This is a genomic window from Streptomyces sp. NBC_00210, assembly GCF_045160975.1.
Taxonomy (GTDB): Bacteria; Actinomycetota; Actinomycetes; order Streptomycetales; family Streptomycetaceae; genus Streptomyces.
The window spans coordinates 1,907,036-1,931,115 of record NZ_CP108120.1 but is presented as its reverse complement, the minus strand read 5'-3'; the positions used below and the strand labels follow the sequence as shown (position 1 = coordinate 1,931,115).

The following is a 24,080-nucleotide window of genomic DNA, read 5'->3' as shown; positions in this document are numbered from 1 at the left end:
AGCGCTGGCGGGGGACGATCTGCGGGAGCGCTCAGCACCACGGCCCGGTGACCGCGAACGTCGTACCGGGCGTATAGCAGTTGACGTACATGGTGTTTTCGTCCGGCGAGAAGGTGACGCCCGCGAACTCGCCCCACTCCGGCTCCTCGGGCGTACCGATGTTCTGAGCGCCCCGCGCCATCGGGTAGACCTCGCCGCGCTTCGTCAGCCCGAACACATGCTGCGCGCCGTTCCCGTCCTCGCACACCATCAGCCCGCCGCTGGGCGCGAGGCAGATGTTGTCGGGCGACTCGCCGGGCAGCTGGATGTCCGTATCCGGACCGAAGACGATCACCAGCGTGAGCCGGCGCCGGTGCGGCTCGTACTTCCAGACCTGCCCGAAGTGGTCGGCCGCCGAGCCCGCCTTGCTCACGGCGAAGCTGGAGACGAAGTACACCGAGCTGCCGCCCCAGTAGCAGCCCTCCAGTTTCTGCGCGTGCGTGATGCCCTTCGGGCCGAAGTCCTGCAGCCTGATGGGCGTCTGCTTCGCCTGGCTGTCCGGTACGGGCACCCACTCGACGCGGTCGAAGCTCGCGCCGGTCTCCTGGATCGCCGACAGATCGGGCACGCCCGGCACTCGCATCGCCTCCAGGGCGCCGCCCGCGCGCAGTGAACCGGTGCCGCCCAGCGGTTTGTCGGGCAGGAAGCGGTAGAAGAGCCCGAACGGCCGGTCGAAGGCGTCCTCCGTCTCGTACACGATCCCGTGCCTCGGATCGACGGCGATCGCCTCGTGCTGGAAGCGGCCCATGGCGGTGAGCGGCACGGCTCCGGTACGGCGTGGATCGGCGCCGTCGACCTCGAAGATGAAGCCGTGGTCCTTGGTGTAGCCGTTGGTACCCGCTCGGTCCTCGGTCTCCTCGCAGGTGAGCCAGGTGCCCCACGGGGTTGGCCCGCCCGCGCAGTTGACGGCTGTGCCGGCGATGGCGACCCGCTCGGACAGGACGCTGTTACGGCCGTCCAGCTCGAGTGTCGTACAGCCGCCCTTGCCCATCGGGTCGTAGGTCAGGCCCTCGACCGTCGGGACGCCGATCTTGGCAGTGACGCGGTTCTCGTGGTTGCGGACGAGGTGCACGCGCCCACGGCTGCCCGCGAAAGCACCCATGCCGTCGTGGTTGCTGGGGACCTTTCCTTCGCCGGAGCGCAGCTGATCACCCTCGCGGGAAAGGACCCGATAGCGGAAACCTTTCGGCAGATCGAGCAGCCCGGCCGGGTCGGGGACGAGCGGGCCGTACCCGCTGTGGCCGCGGGCCGCAGCAGTGCCCGCGAAGAGTTCGGAGAAGGCGCCGGTGAAGGCGATTCCGGCGCTCAGCGCACCGGTGCGTGCGAGGACTTGACGTCGTGTTGCGGACTCTTCGGAACGTGAAGACATGAGGCAACTCCCTGTGGGGTACCTCCCATGCCGAAGGCTATGGGGGGGAGGACAGGAGATGTGACCCGCACGTGTGTATCACGCACATCGGTGACACGTAACCATGCGGGCCACTGCGCCTCGTGTTGTGGCCGGGCCGTGCGAGGGCCGGGTGTCAGGCGAGTTCGGCGCTCAGGGTGATCGTCGTACCGGCGAGCGCCTGGCTCACGGGGCAGTTCTTCTTGGCGTCCTCGGCCAGCTCGAGAAAACGGTCCTTGTCCAGGCCCGGGACCTCGCCGCGCACGGTGATGTGGCTGCCGGTGATGCCCTCGCCCGGCACGAAGGTGACGTCGGCCTTGGTCTCCAGGCGGGTCGGCGCGTGGCCGGCCTTGGCCAGGATGTTGGAGAACGCCATCGAGTAGCAGCTGGAGTGGGCGGCCGCGATCAGTTCCTCCGGGCTGGTCTTGCCGCCGGGCTGCTCGGTGCGGGCCGGCCACGAGACGGCGAAGGTGCCGTTGCCGGAGGAGTCGAGGGTGACCTCGCCCGAGCCCTTGAGGAGATCGCCCTCCCAGATGGTGTGGGCGGTACGCGTAGCGGCCATGATGCTTCCCTTCGGTCGGGGTGACGGCCCCAAACCTACTGCGCCACCAGACCCTTTGCGTCCCGAGCCAGCGCCGTCAGCCGGGAGATTGCCCGGAAGTACTTCTTCCGGTAGCCGCCGTTCAGCATCTCTTCGCTGAAGAGCCGGTCGAAGGCCATCCCGGAGGCCAGCACGGGCACCTCGCGGTCGTACAGCCGATCGGCGAGTACCACCAAGCGCAGTGCGGTCGACTGGTCGGGAATGGGCTGCACATCGGTGAGGCAGACGGCGCGCAGACCGTCGGTGAGCGCCCCGTACCGGCTCGGATGCACCTTCGCGAGATGCTCCAGCAGCTGCGGGAAGTCGTCCAGGGACGCGCCGTCGGTGGCGTACGCGGTCTTGGTGACCTGTTCGTCGGAGTACGGGGGAGGGGCCTCGGGCAGCCCCCGGTGGCGGTAGTCCTCGCCGTCGATCCGCAGCGGGCGGAAGCGCGCCGAGAGCCCCTGGATCTCGCGCAGGAAGTCGGCGGAGGCGAAGCGGCCCTCGCCCAGCTTGCCGGGCAGCGTGTTGGACGTGGCCGCCAGCGCGACGCCCGCGTCGACGAGCTTTCCGAGGAGCGTCGATACGAGGACGGTGTCGCCCGGGTCGTCCAGTTCGAATTCGTCGATGCAGAGCAGCCGGTGTCCGCTCAGGGTCTGCACGGTCTGCTGGAAGCCGAGCGCGCCGACCAGATTCGTCAGCTCGACGAACGTGCCGAAGGCCTTGAGCGAAGGCTCTGCCGGGGTGGCGTGCCAGAGGGAGGCGAGCAGATGCGTCTTGCCGACGCCGTAGCCGCCGTCCAGATAGACGCCGCGCGGGGCGGCGGGGGCCGTGGGCTTCTTGGCGAACCACCTGCGCCGGCCGGAGCCGCTCGCGTGCGCCCCGCCCAGGCCCGAGGCGAAGGAACTCAGGACCGTGACAGCCTCGCGCTGGCTGGGCCGGTTCGGGTCGGGGACGTAGGTCTCGAAGCGCACCGAGTCGAAGCGCGGCGGCGGCACCATCTCGGCCACCAGCCGCTCGGCGGGGACATGCGGCTCGCGGGCGCAGAGGGAGAGCGGGGCCGCTTCGGTTATGGCACTGGTCGACACAGTTCCCAACTGTAAGGGCCGTGGAAGACTGCATCGCATGCGACGCCTGCTCCCTGTGACCGACCAGACAGCCGCCGAGGACCGCGAGTGGTCCGTGGACGAGCTGGCCGACGCCTATACGTATCCGGAGGGCACCGGGTCCACCGGCCCGGCCTGGCTGCGGGCGAACATGGTCTCCACGCTGGACGGGGCCGCCCAGCACGAGGGCCGCTCGCAGGCCATCTCCTCCGAGACGGACATGCGGATCTTCGGTGTACTGCGCGGGCTCGCCGATGTGGTCGTGGTCGGCGCCGAAACGGTCCGGCTGGAGGGCTATCGTCCCGCTCGTGCCCGCGAGGTCTTCGCGGAGCGGCGGGCCGCGGCCGGTCAGGGCCCCGCGCCCGCGATCGCCGTGGTCAGCGCCTCGCTCGACCTCGACTTCTCGCTGCCGCTGTTCGCCGAGCCGCTGGTGCCGACGTTGGTGCTGACCGGGGCCGCGGCGCCCCCGGACCGTATCCGCACCGCCGAGAAGGCGGGCGCGGAGGTGGTGATCGCCGGGGACGGACCCGGCGTGGAGCCGGCCAGGGCGGTCCGGGCGCTGGCGGAGCGCGGCCTGGTGCGGCTGCTCACCGAGGGCGGGCCGCGGCTGCTGGGCCAGTTCGTTGCGGCCGGGGTGCTGGACGAGCTGTGTCTGACGCTGTCGCCGACGATGACGGCGGGGGAGGCACAGCGCATCGCCGGCGGCCCGGCGCTGGCCGTTCCGGAGAGGTTTGCCGTGGCTTCGGTGCTGGAGGAGGCGGGGTTCCTCTTCACCCGCTACCGTCACATCTGACAATCGGCGGAATTGGTCGTTCCGGTTAGCTTCGGCCGGGCACACTTAGTCTCGCAGACCCCCGTCAGGCACGGGGCAGGATGGTTTCCGCAGAAGGGCTCCTGACGTGTTCACAAGCGTATTGATGATCGAGAAGCCCCTGACCTCCGAAGACGTGGAATTCGTCACCACCCTGCACGGCCGCGAGGCCGTCTCTTTCGTCGTGCTGATGCAGCCCCGCGGGGACCAGGATGTGCTGCTGCGCGCCATTGACGACGTGGCGCTCGGCGAACTGAAGGAGGCCGTGCGCGAGGGCGAGGAACCTGAAGGCGTGGCGGCGAAGGCCCCCGCCGAGCGCGCCCTGGACCACTCCGTCGCCGCCCTGCGAGCCGCGGGCTCCGAGGCCGTGGGCCGGATCGTCGAGGACCATCCGCTGGACATGCTCAAGTCCGTGGTGGACGAGGTGGGCGCCGACGAGGTGATCGTGCTGACCGCGCCGCACTATGTGGAGGAGTTCTTCCACCGGGACTGGGCCTCCAGAGCCCGTCACAAGGTCGGCGTACCGGTGCTCAAGCTCTTCGCGCACAGCGAATAGGCTGGAGCCTCGCACGTACTCGCAGCGCACCACTCGTACATCTTGGGGAGACACACGCATGGCACCCGCCGTCCCTAGCGCCATGGAACGCCCGCACTTCATCGGCATCGGGGGCGCCGGAATGTCGGGCATCGCGAAGATCCTCGCGCAGCGTGGTGCGAAGGTCGCGGGCAGCGACGCCAAGGAGTCGGCGACCGCTCAGGCGCTGCGGGAGCTGGGCGCCACCGTCCACATCGGGCACGCGGCCGAGCACCTGGCGTCCGACGCCAGCTGCGTCGTCGTCTCCAGCGCCATCCGCGCCGACAACCCGGAGCTGGCGCGCGCCGCCGAGCTGTCCGTCCCGGTCGTGCACCGCTCCGACGCGCTGGCCTCCCTGATGACCGGCCTGCGCTCGATCGCCGTCGCGGGCACGCACGGCAAGACGACCACCACCTCGATGCTGGCCGTGGCCCTGACGGAGCTGGGCCTCGACCCCTCGTACGCGATCGGCGGCGACCTCGCCGGGCCCGGGACGAACGCCCGCCACGGCGAGGGCGAGATCTTTGTGGCCGAGGCCGACGAGAGCGACCGCAGCTTCCAGAAGTACGACCCCGAGGTCGCGATCGTCCTCAATGTGGAGCTCGACCACCACGCCAACTACGCCTCGATGGACGAGATCTACGACTCCTTCGAGACCTTCGTCGGCAAGGTCGTCCCCGGCGGCACGCTGGTGATCTCCGCGGACCAGCCGGGCGCTGTGGAGCTGACGCAGCGCGTCCGTGACCTCTCCACGCTGAAGGTCGTCACCTACGGCGACTCCGCGACGGCGGACGTCCGCGTCCACAAGATCACCCCGCGCGGCCTCACCAGCGAGGTCACCGTCCTGCTCGACAACCGCTTCCTGACCTTCACGGTCTCGGTCCCCGGCAGCCATTACGCCCACAATGCCGTGGCCGCCCTCGCCGCCGGCGTCGCCCTGGGCATCCCGGCGCACAACCTCGCCTCGGCGATCGGCAAGTACACCGGCGTCAAGCGCCGCCTCCAGCTCAAGGGCGAGGCCGCGGACGTCCAGGTCATCGACTCGTACGCCCACCACCCCACCGAGATGACCGCCGACCTGGAGGCGATGCGCGGCGCGGCGGCGGACTCCCGGCTGCTGGTCGTCTTCCAGCCGCACCTCTTCTCCCGCACCCAGGAACTGGGCACGGAGATGGGCCAGGCCCTCGCACTGGCCGACGCGTCGGTGGTCCTCGACATCTACCCGGCCCGCGAGGACCCGATCCCCGGCATCACCAGCGCCCTGATCATCGACGCCGCACGGGCCGCGGGCGCGGACGTGACACCCGTCCACGACAAAGCGACCGTCCCCGACGTGATCGCGGGAATGGCGAAGCCCGGTGATCTCGTTCTCACCATGGGCGCGGGCGATGTCACGGACCTCGGTCCGGCGATCCTGGCCCGCCTGTCGAACTGAGGCGAACCGAGGGAGCCGTTCTCATGACGTACGACGTCGAAAAGCCGGACGAGCAGTGGCGCGTGGAGCTGTCGCCCGCGGAGTACAAGGTGCTGCGGCAGGCCGGCACGGAGCCCGCGTTCGTCGGTGAGTACACGGACACCAAGACGGCGGGCGTCTACTCCTGCCGCGCCTGCGGTGCCGAGCTCTTCCGCTCCGACACAAAGTTCGAGTCGCACTGCGGCTGGCCGTCCTTCTACGACCCGAAGGACACGGACGCGGTCGAACTGATCGAGGACCGCACACACGGGATGGTCCGCACGGAGGTGCGGTGCGCGCGGTGCGGGTCGCACTTGGGGCATGTCTTCGAGGGGGAGGGCTACCCGACGCCGACGGATCAGCGGTACTGCATCAACTCGATCTCGCTGCGGCTGGCGCCGGACGAGGGCTGAGGTCCGCGCTTCTCCACGCGCAGAGCGAATGGCCGGCCCTGACGTATGAGGTGCACAGGGCCGGCTCACCGCCGTCGGCGCCCCGTGCGGAGACGTACATGAATGTGGCTAAACTGCACGCGACCACACTGCGTACGCGCCAGTAACAAGACACTTTCTGTCACGGGGAACGAGGGGCTGCCGCTACCGGAGGTAACGCGGCTCCTTGAGCAAGGAATTCATGTACCACAACCTCAAATCGAGAATCGCGACGATCATCGTCGCGCTGTGCCTCCTGCTCGCAGGAGGCGCGGGAACCGCCGGCAATGCTGCCGCCGCGGAACGTGAGGACAAGCCGAGTCTGGCGGAGATCGCGGCGAAGGTTTCGCGATACGCGAACTGTGACCGCCTGCCGCTGCTGGAAAGGCCGGGCTGCCTCAAGGACTTCGCCGGGAAGGCCGTCAAACTCGGCATCGGCACGGCCCTGTTCCTGTACATCACGCAGGACGCCATGAAGGACCACGGTGCGAGCTTCACGGCTCTGAACAAAGAGCTGAAGGCTCTCGGCGAACTGAAGCCGGGCGACCTGGCGGACCCCACCAAGGCCCCCGATCCGGAGCAGCAGTTGAAGCTCCTGGAGCAGGCGGTCAAGACTTTCAAGGCCGCCAAGCCGCACCTCGACGGCCTCGGCTCCGACATGGCCAAGGCCGACCGGCTGCTGGGCGCCCAGAGCGATTCCCTCCTGGCGCTGGCCATCCTGACCATCACGGTGGGCGACCACTACCCGGACTACGAGCCGAAGAAGTACCCGGCCGCCAAGCCGGTGTTCGACTTCAAGAAGGACCTCGCGGACATCAACGCGGCCTTCGACAAGATGAACCGGGGCTTCGCCCAGATGGACCGCGGCCTGAAGGAGATGAACGCGGGCGTCGCCGAGGTCAACAAGGGGCTGAAGCAGGCCAACAAGGGCGTCTCCAAGGCCAACAAGGGCATGAAGGAGCTCAACGAGGGCATCGCTCAGGCCAACAAGGGCGTGCAGGAGGCGAACAAGCACGTCGCCGGTATCAAGAAGGGCGCAGAGAAGCTGCGCGAGATGCCAGGCATCGACTTCGACTTCTCCCACATCGGTGACACCTGGGGCTCGGGCTCGTCGGACGACGCCGAGCAACAGCGAAGGATGTCACTGCTGCTGGATCTGCTGCCCGGCATCGGCGACGGCAAGGGCATCGTCGACGCGATCACCGGCAAGGATCTCGTGACCGGTGAGAAGTTGAGCACGCAGGAGCGGGTGCTCGGTTCGCTGTCGGTGCTGCACTGGCTCAGGGCGGGCGGCAAGGCCCTCACGGCGGAAGAGGTCGGCAAGGCCCGCAAGAGCGGCGGCGCCGTCCCCTGCAACAGCTTCCCAGGTGGCACCCCGGTGCTCCTGGCGGACGGTTCCCATGTGCCCATCGAGCAGGTGCGGGTGGGTGATGAGGTCCTCGCCACCGACCCGGACACCGGCCGTACGGAGGCCGAACCGGTTACCGCTCTGATCACCGGAGAGGGCGCGAAGAACCTCGTCAAGGTTGATGTGAAGGCCGACGACGGCAAGAGTGACGGCACGTCCTCCGTCACCGCCACCGACGGTCACCCCTTCTGGGCCGAGGACCTCGGGGAATGGACCACCGCGCACGACCTCAAGGCCGGCATGTGGCTGCGTACGAGCGCAGGCACGCACGTGCAGATCAGCGCCGTCGCGGCGTGGACCGCGCAGAACCAGAAGGTTCACAACCTCACCGTCGCCGATCTGCACACCTACTACGTGCTGGCGGGCAACACCCCGGTCCTGGTGCACAACACGGGCCCTGGCTGCCGTGTGACGACGGAGACTCTCGATGAGGCCTGGTCGACGTGGAACACTCCGGCGAATCTTGAGCATGTAATCGACCCGCCCAAGCACGGGTTCGGGGCCTTGGTCGCGAAAGCCGGAGGGCGTGAAGAAGCGCTGCGTGGGATCCTGGACAGCCTTCGCGGTGCGACAGACCTCCCGGTCGCGGGAAAATACGAGGTGAACCGACTCATCGCGGGCGAGGTGGTCACGATCCGAGGAGCCGTGGTGAACGGAGTACCCCGGCTCGGCACGGCCTTCATTCCCGCGAAGTTCACGGGCAACTAGCGTCCGCTCTATCCGAAGGCACTGTGCCATGCCGATCGCAATGGATCCCCGCCCCCTGACCCCGGGGGAGAGGGCTGTCATCAATCTGATCCTCGCCAACGAGTTCCCCGGAGCGGCCGAACTGCGAACCCAGGTCGGCTTCGCGCGGGTGGTTGCGCAATGGGCAGCGGATTCGGCGAGCGTCGACCTGGAGGTGCTGGAAGGCGCTCCTCGTTCGCCGGCTGCCGCGGGCGTCATCCCTGTGGACGCGACCGTCGTGGACGAGTCGGGATCACTCTTCGGCGAGATCCTGCTGTGGGCCACCGATGGATACCTGTCGGCGATCGAATACGCCTGGTACGGCGATGAGCCGCCCAGCGCGCTCCCGGATATCGGGCTCATCTCCACTGAAGCCCGCGCTTAGGCTCCTGTCCGGCCGGGCTCCCGGCTCACATGCCGGGCCCGGCCGCGTGCCGCTTGGCTTTCTGCCGGTGTCGCCGGACGAGGGCTAAGGGGCGGGCTGCCCGGCGTCAGGTCCGGGTCCCCGGTACCACCAGGCCCGATTCGTACGCTGTCACCACCGCCTGGGTGCGGTCGCGCAGGCCCAGTTCTGCCAGGACGCGGCTGACGTACGTCTTCCGTGTCTCGTCGCTCACGTGGAGACGGGGCGCGATCTCCGGGTTCGACGCTGTGCGCCTTCCCGCTCCTCACCCAGCTGATCTCGGACCCCCACTGGCAGGAGCGCGCCCAGCGCTACGGCCCGGCGTCGGCGGGGTGGCGCGCTGCTCAGGTGGGACGCCTGAGAGCGACGCGCGGTGAGCGGAGGTTCTCCACGAGCCAGAAAATCAACCTTCCCTTACACTGAGTGACAAAGGGTGGTCGCGAGAGACCGGACATTCCGTGCGCTATCAGCGGTTTTTGGTACCAGTACTCATCCTGTTCCTTGTGATGCTGCCCGCGGTCAACGCGTCGGCACAGGGTGATGAGGTCCCGCGCGGCCCGACGTTCGGTGCACGCTTCCTGCAGGCTCTGATCGAGGGTATTCAGTTCGGCGTCATCATCGCGATCTGCGCGGTCGGGCTCTCCCTGATCTTCGGCACCGTCCATCTGATCAACTTCGCGCACGGTGAGCTCGTCACGATCGGCGCCACTTTCGCCTTCTTCCTCAATGTCTCCGCGTCCGGTCCGGGGTGGCACCTGATCCCCGCCACCCTCGCCGCCGTCGTCTTCGGGGCCCTGCTGGGCGGGGCCATCGAGCGGGGCGTCATGAGGCCGCTGCGGGCCCGGGGCACTGGGCTGATCAACCTGTTCATCGTCACCATCGGACTGTCGCTGCTGCTGCGGCACGTCGTACTCGTGGTCTACGGAGCGCGGCCCGGCTCCTACGCCCAGTACGACGTCCAAAAGGCGTACGACCTCGGTCCCGTCGGCATCACCCCGCGGGATCTCACCGTCACCCTGCTCTCGGTGGCGGTGCTGCTCGCCGTCGCCGCGATGCTGCAGAAGACGCGCATCGGCACGGCCATCCGTGCCGTCTCCGTCAACCGGGACCTCGCAGAGGCCTCGGGCATCGACGTACAGCGCGTGGTGCTCGTGGTGTGGATGCTCGGCGGTGGTCTCGCGGCCCTCGGCGGAGTCTTCTTCGGGCTGGAAGAGGTCGTCACCTGGGACATGGGCTTCAAGCTGCTGCTGCTCATGTTCGCCGGGATCATCCTCGGTGGACTGGGCTCGGCGTACGGAGCCATGCTGGGCAGCATTGTCATCGGCATCGTCGCCCAGATGTCCACCCTGTGGTTCCCGATCGACCTGCAGTACGCCTGGGCGCTGCTGACGCTCATCATCGTGCTGCTCATCCGTCCGCAGGGGATCCTCGGACAGCGGGAACGGGTCGGGTGAGGGGTGCGCCATGGACTTCTCGGTAATCTTCTCCGACGCCATCCGGTCCGGCATCGGGCCCATCGCCGCCATCTACGCGCTCGCCGCGATCGGGCTCAACCTGCACTTCGGCTACACCGGACTGCTGAACTTCGGTCAGGTCGGTTTCATGCTTGTCGGCGGGTACGGGCTCGCGATCACCGTGGCGACCTGGGGCGGCCCCATGTGGCTCGGCATCCTGGTCGGGCTGGCCTCCGCCGTCGTGCTGGCCCTGCTGCTCGGCCTGCCCACCCTGAGGCTGCGTGCCGACTATCTCGCCATCACCACGATCGCCGCCGGGGAAACACTGCGGCTGTTCTACCGCTCCAGCTGGGCCGAGCCGACCACCGGCGGTGTGTTCGGCCTGCAGCGGTTCGCCAACGACTTCTACGACTTGAACCCGATCCCGCGCGGCAGCTACGGCTTCTGGCTGGTGAAGTTCAATACCCGGGACCTGTGGGTGCTGATCGTCGTATGGGGCCTGGTGGTGGTTGTCGCAGCGCTGCTCGCCCTGCTGATCCACAGCCCGTGGGGCCGGATCATCCGGTCCATCCGCGACGACGAGGACGCCGTACGCAGCCTCGGCAAGAACGTCTACGCGTACAAGATGCAGAGCCTGATCATCGGCGGCGTGATCGGTGCGGCGGCCGGCATGATGCAGACGATCCAGGTGCAGTCGGCGAGCGCGGACAGTTTCGATCCCGGCGTCACCTTCTTCCTCTACACCATCCTGGTGCTGGGCGGAGCCGGGCGGATCATGGGCCCGATCGTCGGCTCGGTCCTGTTCTGGTTCGTACTGACCTTCCTGGACAGCGGGCTGCGGCAGGCCATCGACGCGGGCTACGTCTCGGCCGACGTGATCAGCCCGGCGGAGGTCGGCGCCGTGCGCTTCGCCCTGGTCGGGCTCGCCCTCATCCTGCTGGTCGCGTTCAGACCGCAGGGCATTCTCGGCAGCAAGAAGGAGATGTTGCTCAGTGCCCGCTGACACCTCCCCCATGCCCCGGAAGCCGCCGCCGCCCCCCGCGGTTCCCTCTGCGGTCGGCAGCCGGCTCGCCGGGCTCCGGCCCGAGCCCGGGGTGCACAAGCCCGACCCGCTGCTCGTCATGGACGACGTGACCCGCACCTTCGGCGGACTCGCCGCGGTACGGGTCGACCATCTCGAGGTGCAGCGGGGAACCATCACCGCGCTCATCGGCCCCAACGGTGCCGGAAAGACAACGCTGTTCAACGTGATCAGCGGTTTCGACCGGGCCAGCTCAGGCCGCTGGTCGTTCGACGGACAGCCGCTCGCCGGCCGCCCGGCACACAAGGTGGCGCGCACGGGTCTGGTCCGTACGTTTCAGCTGACCCGGACGCTCGCCCGGCTCAGCGTGCTGGAGAACATGCTGCTTGCCGCGACCGGGCAGCGCGGCGAGCGGGTGATGACGGCACTGCTGCGGCCGATGTGGCGAGGGCAGGAGCGCGAGATCGTGGGGAGGGCCGACGAGCTGCTCGAACGGTTCAGGCTCGCGCGTCTGCGCGACGACTATGCAGGCACGCTCTCCGGCGGACAGCGCAAACTGCTGGAACTGGCGCGTGCACTGATGGCCCGGCCGGTCATGGTTCTGCTCGACGAGCCGATGGCCGGCGTGAACCCCGCCCTGACCCAGTCGTTGCTCGGACACATCACCCAGCTGCGGGACGAGGGGCTGACCGTGTGCTTCGTCGAGCACGACATGGACGTGGTGATGGGCATCAGTGACTGGGTGGCCGTGATGGCCGACGGCCGCCTGGTGGCCGAGGGACCGCCCTACACGATCGGCAGGAACACCGCCGTCGTGGACGCCTATCTGGGCAAGCGGCACGACGAACCGGGGGCAACCGGGTAGGAGGAGTGGCCGATGTCCGCGAACGAGGAAGGCCCGGTGCTGGTGGCCGACGAAATCGTCGCCGGGTACCTGGCCGGAGTCGACGTGCTGCGCGGGTGCAATATCGAGGTGCGGCCCGGCGAGCTGGTCGGCGTGATCGGGCCCAACGGCGCCGGCAAGTCGACCCTGATCAAGACGGTCTTCGGCCTGCTGCGGGTACGCACCGGGACGGTACGGCTGCACGGTGAGGACGTCACCAACCGGCCGGCGCACCAGCTGGTCAGCCGGGGCGTGGGGTATGTACCGCAGCTGCAGAACGTCTTTCCCGCGCTGACTGTCGAGGAGAACCTGCGGATGGGCTGCTATCTGCGGCCCAAGGCCTTTGACCGGCGTACCGGGGCGGTGGAGGAGCTCTTCCCGTTGCTGGCCCAGCGCCGCAAACAGAAGGCCGGCTCGATGTCCGGCGGCGAGCGGCAGATGCTCGCCATGGCGCGCGCGCTCATGATGGAACCGGAGCTGCTGCTGCTGGACGAGCCGTCGGCCGGCCTGTCCCCGATCCATCAGGACCATGTGTTCGAGCGGGTCAAGGAGATCAACGACGCGGGCGTCGCCGTGCTGATGGTCGAGCAGAACGCCCGCAGGTGCCTGCAGATCTGCGACCGTGGCTATGTGCTCGACCAGGGCCGCAACGCGTACACCGGCACAGGCATGTCTCTGCTGCACGACGAGAAGGTGATCGAGTTGTACCTCGGCACCCTCGCCCGCGTCCGCTGAATCCTCCTCGGAGGGCTTGTTGGTGCTTGGGTCACTGCTGGCCCTTGCTCACTTCGGTGCGCAGAGTCTGCAGCTGGCCCTTGTCGTTGTAGGTGTACACCTCGATCGTCGCCTGACCGGGTTCGCCGGCGTCGGTGAAGTCGAGCGGACCGCTCACGCCGTCGTAGTCGATGTCCTTGCCGGCTGCGATCAGCTTCTTGCACGTGGCGAAACTGTTGCACTTCTCGCCGTCCTTGGTGACGCCGACCATCTCCTTCGCGAACTTGCCCGGGTCGTCGGACTTCGCCTGCTCGGCGGCGAGCGCGATGGTCGTCACACAGTCGAAGACCTGCGGTGCGAACTGCAGCTCCTTCAGACTCGGTGCAAACTTCTTCAGCTCCGTCACGAACTGCTTGTTGGCCGCCGATGCCGGTGCTGTGCCCTTCATCCCGGCGAGCCTGGCGGGATCCTTCGGGGAGACCAGTGAGGGCAGCTCCTCGCTGCGCAGCCCGTCGGCTCCGTACACGCCGATCTGATCGGGCCCGAGACCTGCCTCAATGAGACCCTGCAGGATCTGCGCGCCCTCCTCGAAGGAGATCACCACGGTGGCATCCGGCTTGGAGTCCTTCACCTTCTGCACGACCTGGTCGTAGTTCGTCGCCTTCGGGTCGTAGGTCTCGGAGACCACCACGGTCGCGCCGCCCTTCTCGAGCGCCTTCTTGGTGGCGTCGAGCAGTCCCTTGCCGTAGTCGTCGGCACGTGCCACCAGGGCCACCCGCTTATGGCCGTCCCCGAGGACGGTCTTCGCCAGGATCGGCCCCTGCAGCGCGTCGCTCGGCGCGGTACGGAAGTAGAACCCGCCGTCGTCGTAGTCGGTGAACGTGGGCGCGGTGTTCGACCCCGAACACTGGACCACGCCGTCTCCGGTCACCCGGTCGATGAACGCCAGGGACATGCCGGAGGCCGCCGCGCCGATGATCGCGTCCACGCCGGAGTTGAGGACCCGGTCGGCGGATTGTGCGGCAACTGCTTCCTGCCCGGCCTCGTCGCCCGAGACCACAGCCGGTATCGGCTTCCCGAGCACTCCGCCGTCGGCGTTGATCGCTGCGATCGCGAACTTCATCGACTGGATCTGCGGTGGGCCGAGAAAGGCCAGCGGTCCCGTCTCCGGCAGGACGTAGCCGAACTTGAGCTGACCGTCCCCGTCCTTCTCGGGGGCAGCCGCCCCGGAACTGCCACTCGTGCCGCAGGCCGCCAGCAGGAGCACGGCCGCGCTGGTGAAGATCGCGGACCGCCGTATCGACGTCTTCATGTCCGCCTCCTCTCAGTAGAGGCTGGCGGCCGACAGGCCGGCCTTCCGCCCGCCTTCTGATACGAGAGTAGAACGATCAGGGCCATGGGGCAGCCGGGGCGGGAGAGGAGGCCGAGAAGGGTGAAGCGTCAACGTTCTGCGGCGCCCCGTCGAGCACGTCGGAGGCCCGGACGAAGTCCGGGGGAGGCGGACGACAGCCCGGCCTGAGCCCGCACCGCTACGAGCGCTTCAGCCCGGCGACGGCCCACTTCGCCTCCGTGGACAAGGGGCTGAGCTCCTTGCGGAATCGTTTGCCGATCAGCTTCAGGAGGGTCTTGCCGTGTGCCATCGCCACCCTGGCGAGCTCCACGTCGCCCGACCCGACCGCGGCCAGGGCGAGCCGCAGGTGCTCCTCGGTGATCATCCCGCCGAGGCCGCGGCGGTGCCAGTGCTCCGCGGACGTGTCCTCGGCCGGCCCCTCGACCCCCAGGTCGAACACGAGCTGCTCCGGAACGGGTTCCGGCTCGGGCTTGTCCAGGCCGAGCGCTGCCCGGACCCGCTCCAGCGTTCGCCAGGCCCCCGCGAGGTCACCCGAACTCCGCTCCAGCCGGGCCAGGGTCTGGCCCGTGGCTGCCCGGTCCCACGCCGTGTCCTGCAGGGACACCAGATTGCGTTGCGCCCGCGCGGCCTGGGCGAAGTCACCGGTCAGCTCCAGCTCACGGCTCAGCGCGCGCAGCCGTTCCGCGTCCGGTCCCGTGTCGTCCAGCATACGGATCAGCGCGACCCGTACATGCTCCGTCAGACCCTGACGGCGAGCCAGGCCGATCCAGGTGAACTCCGGCTCACTCGCCACGTCCTGGCCGAAGCACTCGGCGTCCAGCGAGCGTGCCCACTCCGCGGCCCCGGCGGCATCCTGCGGCAGTTCCCACAGTTCACAGCGGGTGTGCAGACTCGTCTCTCGGACCGCGTGCAGCAGCGGCACATCCTCCGCAAGGCCGTGCACGGCCACCAGCACGACCGCGAGCCGCAGCTCCTCGCTCATCGATCCGCCCCCGGCCTGATGCGTCAACAGGCAGCGCAGCAGCGGGAGATCGTCGTCCCGGCGGTCGTATTGCGCGGCCCGTAGCACCGTTGCCCGGCGCACCTCGTCCCCGGCCACGTCTTCCCACGCCGCGCGATCCGACCGCATGCGTGCCAGATCGGACCGGCCCGGCGCGAGGACGGTCTCCCCCAGCGGCGTACGCGCCCGCGGGTCGAGCAGTTCGTACGCCAGCAACTCATCGGCGTTGAGGAGCACATGGCCGGGTTCGGTACGCAGCAGAGCGCCGCGCAGCCGGGCGATCAGCTCGACGGGGGAGCGCGCCTCAAAGCCCAGTCCAGCACGCAACTCCGCGCGCTCGGCGTCCAGTTCGGGTGCGTACGAGGAGCGCATCTCCTCCTCGGTCTCGCCGATCTGGGCAAGAAGCCGCTCCTCGCCGTCGTCGTCCGGCGCCAGATCCACGTAGTCGTACCAGCCGGGCAGTCCGACGATCACCTCCAGCGCCTCGTCGACGCTGTCGCCGAGCAGCCCGGCCCGGCCCTCCGACGAGGCGTAGAGCACGGGGCCGCCGCCGCAGACGAAGAAGGTCCCGCCGGTGTCGTCCCCGGCTATCGGCTCCAGTGACGCACCGGACGCGAGCCGGACCTCCTCGCAGTGACGGGCCCGCCGAAGGTCGAAGTTGAAGGTGAACGCGGCCAGTTCGGCCAGACGCTGCTGCTGCCGCAGCAGCTCAAGGGCACGTTCGGTCATGCGCCCAGAGACTACTTGGGCTGCAGCAGATCCCAGCGGTTGCCGTAAAGGTCCTCGAAGACCGCGACCGAGCCGTACGGCTCGTGCCGCGGCTCCTCCAGGAAGCGGACGCCCGCCGCCGTCATCCGGGCGTGGTCGGCCGCGAAGTCCTCGGTGTGCAGGAAGAAGCCGACCCGGCCGCCCGTCTGTGCGCCCACGCTCGAGCGCTGGATCTCGTCCTTGGCGCGGGCCAGCAGCAGCGCGGTGCCGTGCTCCGTCCCGCGCGGGCGGACCACCACCCAGCGCGAGCCGTCCCCGCGGTCGGTGTCCTCGACGAGTTCGAAACCGAGGGCGTCGGTGTAGAAGGCGATGGCCTCGTCGTAGTCGCGGACGACGAGGGTGACCAGGGCGATGAACGACATGCGCTCCACGTTATACGTATGACCATGATCGATCAATGCGATGGAACAATGCGGCCCATGCATGCGCCACCGCCCCCGCAGTACCCACCGCACGTCCTGTACCGCGCCCGCGCCCTGGCCGTCCCCGGCCGCCGCGTCATCCTGGGCATCACAGGAGCCCCAGGTGCCGGGAAGTCGACCCTCGCCGCGCATATCGTCGACTCCCTCGACGGCCTCGCCGTCCTCGTCCCCATGGACGGCTTCCACCTCGCCCAGGCCGAGCTCGAGCGCCTCGGCCGGGCCGGCCGCAAGGGCGCCCCCGACACCTTCGACGCCGCCGGGTACGCCGCCCTGCTCGCCCGGCTGCGGACCCCCGCCCCGGACACCACGGTTTACGCCCCCGCCTTCGACCGCGCCCTGGAGGAAGCGGTGGCCGGCAGCATTGCGGTCGCCCCCGACGTCCCTCTCGTCGTCACCGAGGGCAATTACCTTCTCCACGACGAAGGCCCCTGGGCGCAGGTCCGCCCGCTCCTCGACGAGGTCTGGTACCTGGAGATCGACGACGCCGTACGCGTACGCCGCCTGGTCGACCGGCATGTGCGGTTCGGCAAGCAGCGCCCGTACGCCGAGCGCTGGGTCCACGACTCCGACGAGCCCAACGCCCGGCTGGTCGCCCGCGGCCGCAACCGCGCCGATTTCGTGGTCACGCAGGCCCTGTAGGGGGGAGTTGGCCGACCGGTTGCGTACAGTGCCCGACTCCTTGGTACGCGGTCTGTACGCTCGAATCCTCGAAGTCCTGGCACGCGAGCGGAAGGCGGCTGACGTGGGGTTGTTCCGGCGAGGGCCGAAGCGCGACGGACGCGATGCGCCCCGGGACCCGGAGTTCTCGTTCTTCTCGGTCGCCGAGGGCACCCGCTTCCGCGCCCAGGTACGGGAGGCATTCGCCGAACAGGGCCTTGAGGTGACCGTCTACGCGGACGTGGTCTCCGACAGCGCGGGGCGCCAGTTCGGACTCGTCAATCTCGCCGCGGTCCTGCACAACGACGACCGCGGGCCGCGGGCCTGGCCCGAGCTCGTCCGTCAGCACGTCGGGATGGTCCTGCGCACCATGGACGCGCCCTCCGCCCTGGACACCCTGCCCACCGAGCAGATCCGTGCTCAGCTCTACCCGCGCGTCGTCGGCCCCGACGGCTTCGACGCCAAGAACTTCGGCTACGCACGCACCCTTGCCCCCGGCCTGTACGAGATCATCGCGCTCGACCTCCCGGAGAGCGTCATGATGCTCACCGACGAGGCCCTGGAACCCCTCGGGGACCTCCAGTACCTGCGCGACCAGGCGCTGTACAACCTCAGGGGCCTGCCCGTCGAGGGCCACGAGACCGTCAAGGACTCCGGCGGCATGCGCTTCGAGGTGGTCCTCGGCGACTCCTTCTACACCGCAAGCCGGGTACTGGCACTCGACAGCCTCGTAGGTCAGGTCACCGGCCAGCCGCTGACCGCCGACGGGGCGCTGGTGGCGATGCCGTTCCGGCACCAGCTCGCCTTCCACGCCATCCACGACGCCGGCGTGATCCCCGCGCTCAACGCGATGGCCTCCTTCGCAGCCTCCGGATACGCCGACACGCCCGGCGCGATCAGCCCGTACGTCTACTGGTGGCGTGACGGCACGCTCACCCAGCTCAGCGACCGCGACGAGGACGGCGAGAGCCTGCGGATCGTGGTCGGCGAGGAGTTCCAGGAGCTGCTGGAGCGGTTGGTGGCCAGGGGGCAGGACTGAGCCCGCGGCAATGGAAACTGAGCCCGGGGGGCCGGCTCGCGCGCCCCGTTGCCTGCGGGCAGGATGGCCCCATGCCGACCACACCCCCGCCCTTCACCGCCGACGACTACCGGGCCCGGATGGCCCGCGCCGCCGACTCCGCAGCCGCTGCGGGGCTCGCGGGAGTGCTCGTCGCGCCCGGCCCCGACCTGGTGTATCTCACCGGCTACCGGCCCGCTGCCACCGAGCGGCTCACCCTCCTCGTCCTCGCCTCCGGCCAGGACCCGGTGCTCGTCGTGCCGACCCTGGAGGCCCCGGACGCGGAGCGCGCGCCAGGCGCGTCCGCCCTCACCCTGCGGGACTGGACCGACGGCAAGGACCCGTACGCCGCCGCCGCGCCACTCCTCGACGTGGAGGGGCGGTTCGGGATCAGCGACAACGCCTGGGCGATGCATCTGCTCGGTCTGCAGCAGGAGCTGCCGGAGACCTCGTACGTATCGCTGACCGAGGCGCTGCCGATGCTGCGGGCGGTGAAGGACGCGGCCGAGCTGGAACGCCTCGCCGCGGCCGGCGCCGCCGCCGACGCGACGTACGGGGAGATTCTCAAGGTCCGCTTCTCGGGGCGCAAGGAGACGGACGTCGCGGCCGATCTCGCCGCGCTGCTGGGGCAGTTCGGCCACTCGCAGGTGGACTTCACGATCGTCGGCTCCGGTCCGAACGGCGCCAATCCGCACCACGAGGCCGGTGACCGGATCATCGAGCGGGGCGACATGGTCGTACTCGACTTCGGCGGCCTCAAGGACGGCTACGGCTCGGACACCTCCCGTACGGTCCACGTCGGCGAGCCGACCCCCGCCGAGCAGCACATCCATGACGTCGTGCAGGAGGCGCAGCGGGCCGGAGTCGAGGCGGTGAAGCCGGGCGCGGCCTGCCAGGAGGTCGACCGGGCGGCGCGCGAGATCATCGACGAGGCGGGGTACGGCGACCTGTTCATCCACCGCACCGGTCACGGCATCGGCGTCACGACGCACGAGCCGCCGTACATGATCGAGGGCGAGACGCGGCTGATGGTGCCAGGGATGTGCTTCTCGGTGGAGCCGGGGATCTATCTGCCGGGGCGCCTCGGCGTGCGGATCGAGGACATTGTGACGGTGACGGGGGAGGGTGGGCGCCGCCTGAACACGACGTCGCGCGAGATGGCGATCGTGGCGTAGCGGAGGGTGGGGGCGCTAGGCGCCTGCGGCGGGCCCACGCGGCGGAGCCGCAGAATCGGACACAGCCCCCGACCCGCCCTCCCCCAGAGTTTCGCCCCAGACCCTGCGCCTCAATCGCCGGCGGAAAACAAGCCCCGCCGGCGATTGAGGACACGCGGCCGAAGATCGCGTTCGGGGGTCTGGGGGCTTGCCCCCAGTTCGGGAAGCGGCGGGGCGGGGAAACGTCAGCCGTCCGCCAGGACCACGCATGACTCCGGCGGCAGGCGCAGCAAACCGTCCGCGCCCGGCGGTTGGACCCCCTCCCACGCCGCCAGTACCCGCCCGCCCCCGCCCAGCGGAATCGCCGCCGGCTCCTTCGCGAGGTTGACCGCGACCCGTAGGTCCCCGCGCCGGTACGCCAGCCAGCGCGCCTGTTCGTCGTACGCCACCTTCACCGCGGCCAGATCCGGATCGGTCAGATCGGGCTGCGTGCGGCGCAGCGCGATCAGCTCGCGGTACCAGGACAGCAGCCGCGCATGCGGCTCCCGCTCCCGTTCGGAACGGTCCAGGCAGGAGCGGTCCCGGGTCGCCGGGTCCTGCGGGTCCGGGATCTCCTCGGCCGCCCAGCCGTGCGCCGCGAACTCCCGCCGTCTGCCGTTGCGTACGGCCTGTGCGAGCTCAGGATCCGTGTGGTCGGTGAAGAACTGCCAGGGCGTACGCGCGCCCCACTCCTCGCCCATGAACAGCATCGGGATGAACGGACCGGTCAGTACCAGCGCGGCCGCGCACGCCAGCAGCCCGGGGGAGAGCGTGGCCGAGAGCCGGTCGCCCAGCGCGCGGTTGCCGATCTGGTCGTGCGTCTGGGCATAGCCGAGGAAGCGGTGCGCGGGGGTGCCCGTCACCTCGACGGGGCGGCCGTGGCTGCGGCCGCGGAAGCTCGAGTACGTACCGTCGTGGAAGAAGACATGGGTGAGGGTCTTGGCGAAGGCGGCGAGGGGGGCGGCCGCGAAGTCGGCGTAGTAGCCCTGGGACTCGCCGGTCAGCACGGTGTGCAAGGCATGGTGGAAGTCGTCGTTCCACTGCGCGTGCAGTCCCAGGCCACCCGCCTGGCGCGGCGTCGTCGTCCGTGGGTCGCACAGATCCGACTCGGCGATCAGGAACAGCGGCCGCCCGAGCTCATCGGAGAGCGTGTCGACGGCCGCCGACAGCTCCTCCAGGAACGACAGCGCCCGTGTGTCGGCAAGGGCGTGCACCGCGTCGAGCCGCAGCCCGTCAAGACGGTGGTCGCGCAGCCACGCCAGCGCGCTGCCCAGCAGATACGCGCGGACATCGTCCGAGCCGGGGGCGTCGAGGTTGACCGCCGAGCCCCACGGAGTGTGATGGGTGTCGGTGAAGTACGGGCCGAAGGCGGGCAGATGGTTCCCGGACGGCCCGAGGTGGTTGTGGACCACGTCCAGGACCACGCCGAGGCCATGGCCGTGCGCCGTGTCGACAAAGCGCTTGAGCGCCTCGGGCCCGCCGTACGGCTCATGGACCGCCCACAGCGACACGCCCTCGTAGCCCCAGCCGTGCACTCCGGGGAAGGGGCACAGCGGCATCAGCTCGATATGGGTGATCCCCAACTCGGCCAGTTCACCCAGCCGTTCGGCCGCCGCGTCCAGGGTGCCCTCGGGGGTGTACGTGCCGATGTGCAGCTCGTACAGCACCGCGCCGCCGAGCCCCCGCCCCGCCCACGCGTGCCGCCACTCGTACGCGCCCTGGTCGACGACCGCGCTGGTGCCGTCCGGGCCGTCCGGCTGGCGCCGCGACCGCGGATCGGGCAGCACCGCCCCGCCGTCCAGCGCGAAGCCGTACCGCGCCCCGTCGCCCGCATCGGCCTCCGCGCTCCACCAGCCCGGGCGCCCTTCCTCGCGCGCCATCGGGCGCTCCGTCCCGTCCAGCCACAGCGCGACCCGGTCCTCGGCCTGTGGCGCCCACACTTCGAAAAGCACTGGCGGTCCCCTCGTCGTCGATGCCGACTCCCATCCTGGCAAGATCCGGGTCTAGAGGAGGTGTCGTCAGGGCCATTAAGGTCACGGGCCATGACCATGCCGCCGCTGCCCGCCTTCCCGCCCGGCTTCCTCTGGGGCGCGTCCGCCTCCGCGTTCCAGACCGAGGGAGCCGCCGACACCGACGGCAAGGGGCCTTCCGGTTGGGACGCCTTCGCAGCCCAGGGCCGGATCAAGGACGGTGCCGACGCCTCGCGCGGCACCGGCTTCCACGCCCGCTATCGCGAGGACGTCGCGCTGCTCGCGGGGCTCGGCGCGGACGCCTTCCGTTTCTCGGTCAGCTGGCCGCGTGTGATCCCCGGCGGCAGCGGCCCGGTGAACGCCGCCGGGCTCGACTTCTACGACCGGCTCGTCGACGAGCTGTGCGCCCACGGCATCACGCCCGCGCCCACGCTCTACCACTGGGACACCCCGCTCCCCCTGGACGAGCAAGGCGGCTGGCTCAACCGGGACACGGCCGCCCGTTTCGCCGAGTACGCCTGCGTCGTCGCCGAACGGCTCGCCGACCGCGTACCGATGTGGATCACCATCAACGAGCCGGCCGAGGTCACCCTCCTCGGCTATGCCCTCGGCGAGCACGCACCCGGTAAGCAGCTTCTCTTCGACGCGCTGCCCGCGGCCCACCATCAGCTGCTCGCCCACGGCCTCGCCGTCCAGGCGCTGCGCGCCGCCGGCGCCGAGAACATCGGCATCGCCGTCTCCCACTCGCCCGTACGCACCGCGGGGACGAGCGAGGAGGACCGCTTCGGCGCCGAGCTGTACGACACCATCACCAACTGGATGTTCGCCGATCCGATCCTCACCGGCCGCTACCCCGACGAGAACTTCGCCGCCCTGATGCCGGGCCCGGTCGCCGAGGACCTCGCCGTCATCTCCGGCCCGCTCGACTGGTACGGCGTGAACTACTACCAGCCGATGCTCGTCGGCGCACCCTCCACGGACGCCCTCGGAGACTTCGCCGGTGTCGGCCTGCCCGCCGAACTTCCCTTCGGGGTGCGGGAGATCGAGGCCGACGAGCGCACGGCCTTCGGCTGGCCGGTGGTCCCCGACGGACTGCGCGAACAGCTCGTCCTGCTGAAGGACCGCTTCGGCGACCGGCTGCCGTCGCTCTACATCACCGAGAACGGCTGCTCGTACGACGGAATCGAGGACCGGCGCCGTATCGACTTCCTCGATGCCCATCTGCGCTCGCTGCACCAGGCAATCGACGCGGGTGTCGACGTACGCGGCTACTTCACCTGGTCGCTGACCGACAACATCGAGTGGGTCGAGGGCGCCTCCCAGCGCTTCGGGCTGGTGCATGTCGACTACGAGAGCCTGGAGCGCACGCCGAAGGCCTCGTACGGCTGGTACCGGGACGCCATCGCCGCCCAGAAGTCACGGCACTGAACGGTCACGGCACTGAGCGGATCTTCCAGACCAGCACCCCACCCAGGACCGTCACGACGGCGGAGGTCAGATACAGCCCCCCGTATCCGCCCGCGTACGTCACGATCGGCGCGGCCAGCGCCGGACCGAGGACCTGGGGGGCCGAGTTGGCGATATTGATGACGCCCAGGTCCTTGGCGCGGTCCCCGGCGCGCGGCAGCACCTGGGTGATCAGCGCCTGGTCGACCCCGATGTACACGCCGAAACCAAGACCCAGCAGCAGTGCGGCGCCCATGGCCACCGGCCAGGTGTGCGACAACGCCAGCAGCAGTGAGGCCATGGCCATCACCACCGAACTCACCGACACGAGCGCCCTGCGCCGCCCCCACCGGTCCGAGACCACTCCGCCCCCGATCGCCGTCACCACCGCACCCGCCGTGTAGAGCAGCGTCAGAATCAGCACACCCTCGTCCGGATCGGCGTAATGCACCGCGTCCTTGAGGAAATACAGCAGATAGAGCGTGCCGGTCGCGTTGCCGAGCATCACCAGGAAACGGGTCACCCATGCCCAGGCGAAGTCCGGGTTGGCCCGCGGGCTCACCCAGAAGTCCGCCGCCCGCACCGACTCCCGTGCGGACGGCGGCACTTGAGGGTCGTGGGTGAGCAGGACGAACGGCAGCGCGCAGAGCACCGTCAGCGCGGCCAGCAGCAGATAGCCCGCCGCAGTGCCCGTCACCACCATCGTCACCAGCAGCGCTCCGACCACCAGGCCCAGTGTCGGGGGTATCCCGATGAACCCGGAGACCGCGGCCCGCTGCCCGATCGGTACCTGGTCGGGGACGACGGCACTGGCGCCGGCGAGCATCGCATTCAGCCCGAGCTGCGCCAGACACCAGCCGATCGTCACCCCTACCACCGTGGTCTGCGCCGCCGTCACCGCGAGCCCGGCCGCTCCGGCCGCCGCCCCGCCCAGAATCCAGGGGCGACGGCGGCCGAAACGGCTGCCCGTACGGTCCGACAGCGCGCCCGCCAGCGGATTGGCGACGACGGCGACAAGCGCACCGATGCCGGTGGTCCAGCCGAGCGCGATCTCCTTGCCCGACGGGTCGATCGCGTCGATCTGCTCGGCGAGAAGGACCTGGATCGGGGTGAGGAAGGCCATGAACAGACCGAGGTTGGCCAGCACCAGAGCGGATATCCAGCCGCCGCCGACGCGGACCTGTGGCTCGGAGTGCAGCTCTTGCGTTGTCATCGGGGCTCGCCAT

At 69.6% G+C, this 24,080-nt stretch carries 22 protein-coding genes and 1 pseudogene; 14 read left to right on the top strand and 9 right to left on the bottom strand.

The window, feature by feature from the left end; genetic code table 11:
- Window positions 1-31: 31 nt before the first annotated feature.
- From OG729_RS08740 to zapE, 3 genes are all read right to left on the bottom strand, one after another.
- Window positions 32-1,408: an alkaline phosphatase PhoX gene (locus tag OG729_RS08740; RefSeq protein WP_360869187.1), complete on the bottom strand. Its 1,377-nt coding sequence runs from the start codon at window positions 1,406-1,408 to the stop codon at window positions 32-34.
- Window positions 1,409-1,562: 154 nt separating this feature from the next.
- Entirely contained in the window at window positions 1,563-1,988 is a 426-nt protein-coding gene (locus OG729_RS08735; RefSeq protein ID WP_405805335.1) for an OsmC family protein, read from the bottom strand.
- A gap of 35 nt (window positions 1,989-2,023) precedes the next feature.
- The gene (gene zapE / locus OG729_RS08730) at window positions 2,024-3,133 is read right to left on the bottom strand and encodes a cell division protein ZapE (protein ID WP_405805334.1); all 1,110 of its coding nucleotides are present in this window, start codon (window positions 3,131-3,133) and stop codon (window positions 2,024-2,026) included.
- Between zapE and OG729_RS08725 the strand changes: the two genes are divergently transcribed.
- The 6 genes from OG729_RS08725 (at window position 3,132) to OG729_RS08700 (ending at window position 8,900) form a co-directional block, all read left to right on the top strand.
- Window positions 3,132-3,905 carry a pyrimidine reductase family protein gene (locus OG729_RS08725; protein WP_405805332.1) on the top strand — a complete coding sequence of 258 codons (774 nt, stop codon included), beginning with the start codon at window positions 3,132-3,134 and terminating at the stop codon, window positions 3,903-3,905. The two genes, zapE and OG729_RS08725, sit on opposite strands and share 2 nt — an antisense overlap.
- A gap of 106 nt (window positions 3,906-4,011) precedes the next feature.
- Complete coding sequence (locus tag OG729_RS08720; RefSeq protein WP_360869178.1) at window positions 4,012-4,479, top strand: indole-3-glycerol phosphate synthase; 468 nt, start codon at window positions 4,012-4,014, stop codon at window positions 4,477-4,479.
- A gap of 58 nt (window positions 4,480-4,537) precedes the next feature.
- The gene (gene murC, locus OG729_RS08715; protein ID WP_405805331.1) at window positions 4,538-5,932 is read left to right on the top strand and encodes a UDP-N-acetylmuramate--L-alanine ligase; all 1,395 of its coding nucleotides are present in this window, start codon (window positions 4,538-4,540) and stop codon (window positions 5,930-5,932) included.
- A gap of 23 nt (window positions 5,933-5,955) precedes the next feature.
- Window positions 5,956-6,363: a peptide-methionine (R)-S-oxide reductase MsrB gene (gene msrB / locus OG729_RS08710; RefSeq protein WP_360869173.1), complete on the top strand. Its 408-nt coding sequence runs from the start codon at window positions 5,956-5,958 to the stop codon at window positions 6,361-6,363.
- 205 nt (window positions 6,364-6,568) lie between these two features.
- Window positions 6,569-8,497, top strand: a complete 1,929-nt coding sequence (locus tag OG729_RS08705; protein ID WP_405805330.1) for a polymorphic toxin-type HINT domain-containing protein — start codon at window positions 6,569-6,571, stop codon at window positions 8,495-8,497.
- Between the two features lie 28 nt (window positions 8,498-8,525).
- Window positions 8,526-8,900, top strand: coding sequence for a hypothetical protein (locus OG729_RS08700; RefSeq protein ID WP_360869167.1), 375 nt, complete (start codon window positions 8,526-8,528; stop codon window positions 8,898-8,900).
- Window positions 8,901-9,006: 106 nt separating this feature from the next.
- Here OG729_RS08700 and OG729_RS08695 read toward each other — a convergent pair.
- A pseudogene (locus OG729_RS08695) lies at window positions 9,007-9,162 on the bottom strand (response regulator transcription factor); the annotation flags it as partial.
- A 232-nt stretch (window positions 9,163-9,394) separates the two neighbouring features.
- Between OG729_RS08695 and OG729_RS08690 the strand changes: the two are divergent.
- Genes OG729_RS08690 through OG729_RS08675 form a run of 4 tightly spaced genes read left to right on the top strand, consistent with a single transcriptional unit; the run spans window position 9,395 to window position 13,011 of the window.
- Window positions 9,395-10,372: a branched-chain amino acid ABC transporter permease gene (locus OG729_RS08690; RefSeq protein WP_405805328.1), complete on the top strand. Its 978-nt coding sequence runs from the start codon at window positions 9,395-9,397 to the stop codon at window positions 10,370-10,372.
- A gap of 10 nt (window positions 10,373-10,382) precedes the next feature.
- Entirely contained in the window at window positions 10,383-11,375 is a 993-nt protein-coding gene (locus tag OG729_RS08685) for a branched-chain amino acid ABC transporter permease (protein ID WP_405805327.1), read from the top strand.
- Entirely contained in the window at window positions 11,365-12,258 is an 894-nt protein-coding gene (locus OG729_RS08680) for an ABC transporter ATP-binding protein (RefSeq protein ID WP_405805326.1), read from the top strand. The genes OG729_RS08685 and OG729_RS08680 overlap by 11 nt, the downstream gene beginning before the upstream one ends.
- A 12-nt stretch (window positions 12,259-12,270) precedes the next feature.
- On the top strand, window positions 12,271-13,011 hold the full coding sequence (locus OG729_RS08675; protein ID WP_360869155.1) for an ABC transporter ATP-binding protein: 741 nt from the start codon (window positions 12,271-12,273) through the stop codon (window positions 13,009-13,011).
- Window positions 13,012-13,042: 31 nt separating this feature from the next.
- Here the strand turns inward: OG729_RS08675 and OG729_RS08670 are convergent, their stop codons facing one another.
- The 3 genes from OG729_RS08670 to OG729_RS08660 all read right to left on the bottom strand — a co-directional run bounded on the left by OG729_RS08670 (window position 13,043) and on the right by OG729_RS08660 (window position 16,471).
- Window positions 13,043-14,302 (bottom strand): ABC transporter substrate-binding protein, encoded by a 1,260-nt coding sequence (locus OG729_RS08670; protein WP_405805325.1) that lies wholly within the window; start codon window positions 14,300-14,302, stop codon window positions 13,043-13,045.
- 217 nt (window positions 14,303-14,519) lie between these two features.
- A complete protein-coding gene (locus OG729_RS08665; protein WP_405805323.1) occupies window positions 14,520-16,070 on the bottom strand; it encodes a hypothetical protein in 1,551 nt (516 codons plus the stop codon).
- Between the two features lie 11 nt (window positions 16,071-16,081).
- On the bottom strand, window positions 16,082-16,471 hold the full coding sequence (locus OG729_RS08660) for a VOC family protein (protein WP_405805321.1): 390 nt from the start codon (window positions 16,469-16,471) through the stop codon (window positions 16,082-16,084).
- Window positions 16,472-16,528: 57 nt separating this feature from the next.
- Between OG729_RS08660 and OG729_RS08655 the strand changes: the two genes are divergently transcribed.
- The 3 genes from OG729_RS08655 (at window position 16,529) to OG729_RS08645 (ending at window position 19,420) form a co-directional block, all read left to right on the top strand.
- Complete coding sequence (locus OG729_RS08655; RefSeq protein ID WP_405805319.1) at window positions 16,529-17,170, top strand: nucleoside/nucleotide kinase family protein; 642 nt, start codon at window positions 16,529-16,531, stop codon at window positions 17,168-17,170.
- Between the two features lie 103 nt (window positions 17,171-17,273).
- The gene (locus OG729_RS08650) at window positions 17,274-18,227 is read left to right on the top strand and encodes a hypothetical protein (RefSeq protein WP_360869401.1); all 954 of its coding nucleotides are present in this window, start codon (window positions 17,274-17,276) and stop codon (window positions 18,225-18,227) included.
- A 71-nt stretch (window positions 18,228-18,298) separates the two neighbouring features.
- Entirely contained in the window at window positions 18,299-19,420 is a 1,122-nt protein-coding gene (locus OG729_RS08645; RefSeq protein WP_405805317.1) for an aminopeptidase P family protein, read from the top strand.
- A 224-nt stretch (window positions 19,421-19,644) separates the two neighbouring features.
- Here OG729_RS08645 and treZ read toward each other — a convergent pair whose 3' ends face one another.
- On the bottom strand, window positions 19,645-21,390 hold the full coding sequence (gene treZ, locus OG729_RS08640; protein ID WP_405805316.1) for a malto-oligosyltrehalose trehalohydrolase: 1,746 nt from the start codon (window positions 21,388-21,390) through the stop codon (window positions 19,645-19,647).
- 90 nt (window positions 21,391-21,480) lie between these two features.
- On the opposite strand from treZ, the gene OG729_RS08635 reads away from it, so the two are divergent.
- A complete protein-coding gene (locus OG729_RS08635) occupies window positions 21,481-22,836 on the top strand; it encodes a GH1 family beta-glucosidase (protein ID WP_405805315.1) in 1,356 nt (451 codons plus the stop codon).
- Between the two features lie 4 nt (window positions 22,837-22,840).
- On the opposite strand, the gene OG729_RS08630 is transcribed toward OG729_RS08635, so the two are convergent.
- Window positions 22,841-24,067 (bottom strand): MFS transporter, encoded by a 1,227-nt coding sequence (locus tag OG729_RS08630; protein WP_405805313.1) that lies wholly within the window; start codon window positions 24,065-24,067, stop codon window positions 22,841-22,843.
- Window positions 24,068-24,080: the final 13 nt, after the last annotated feature.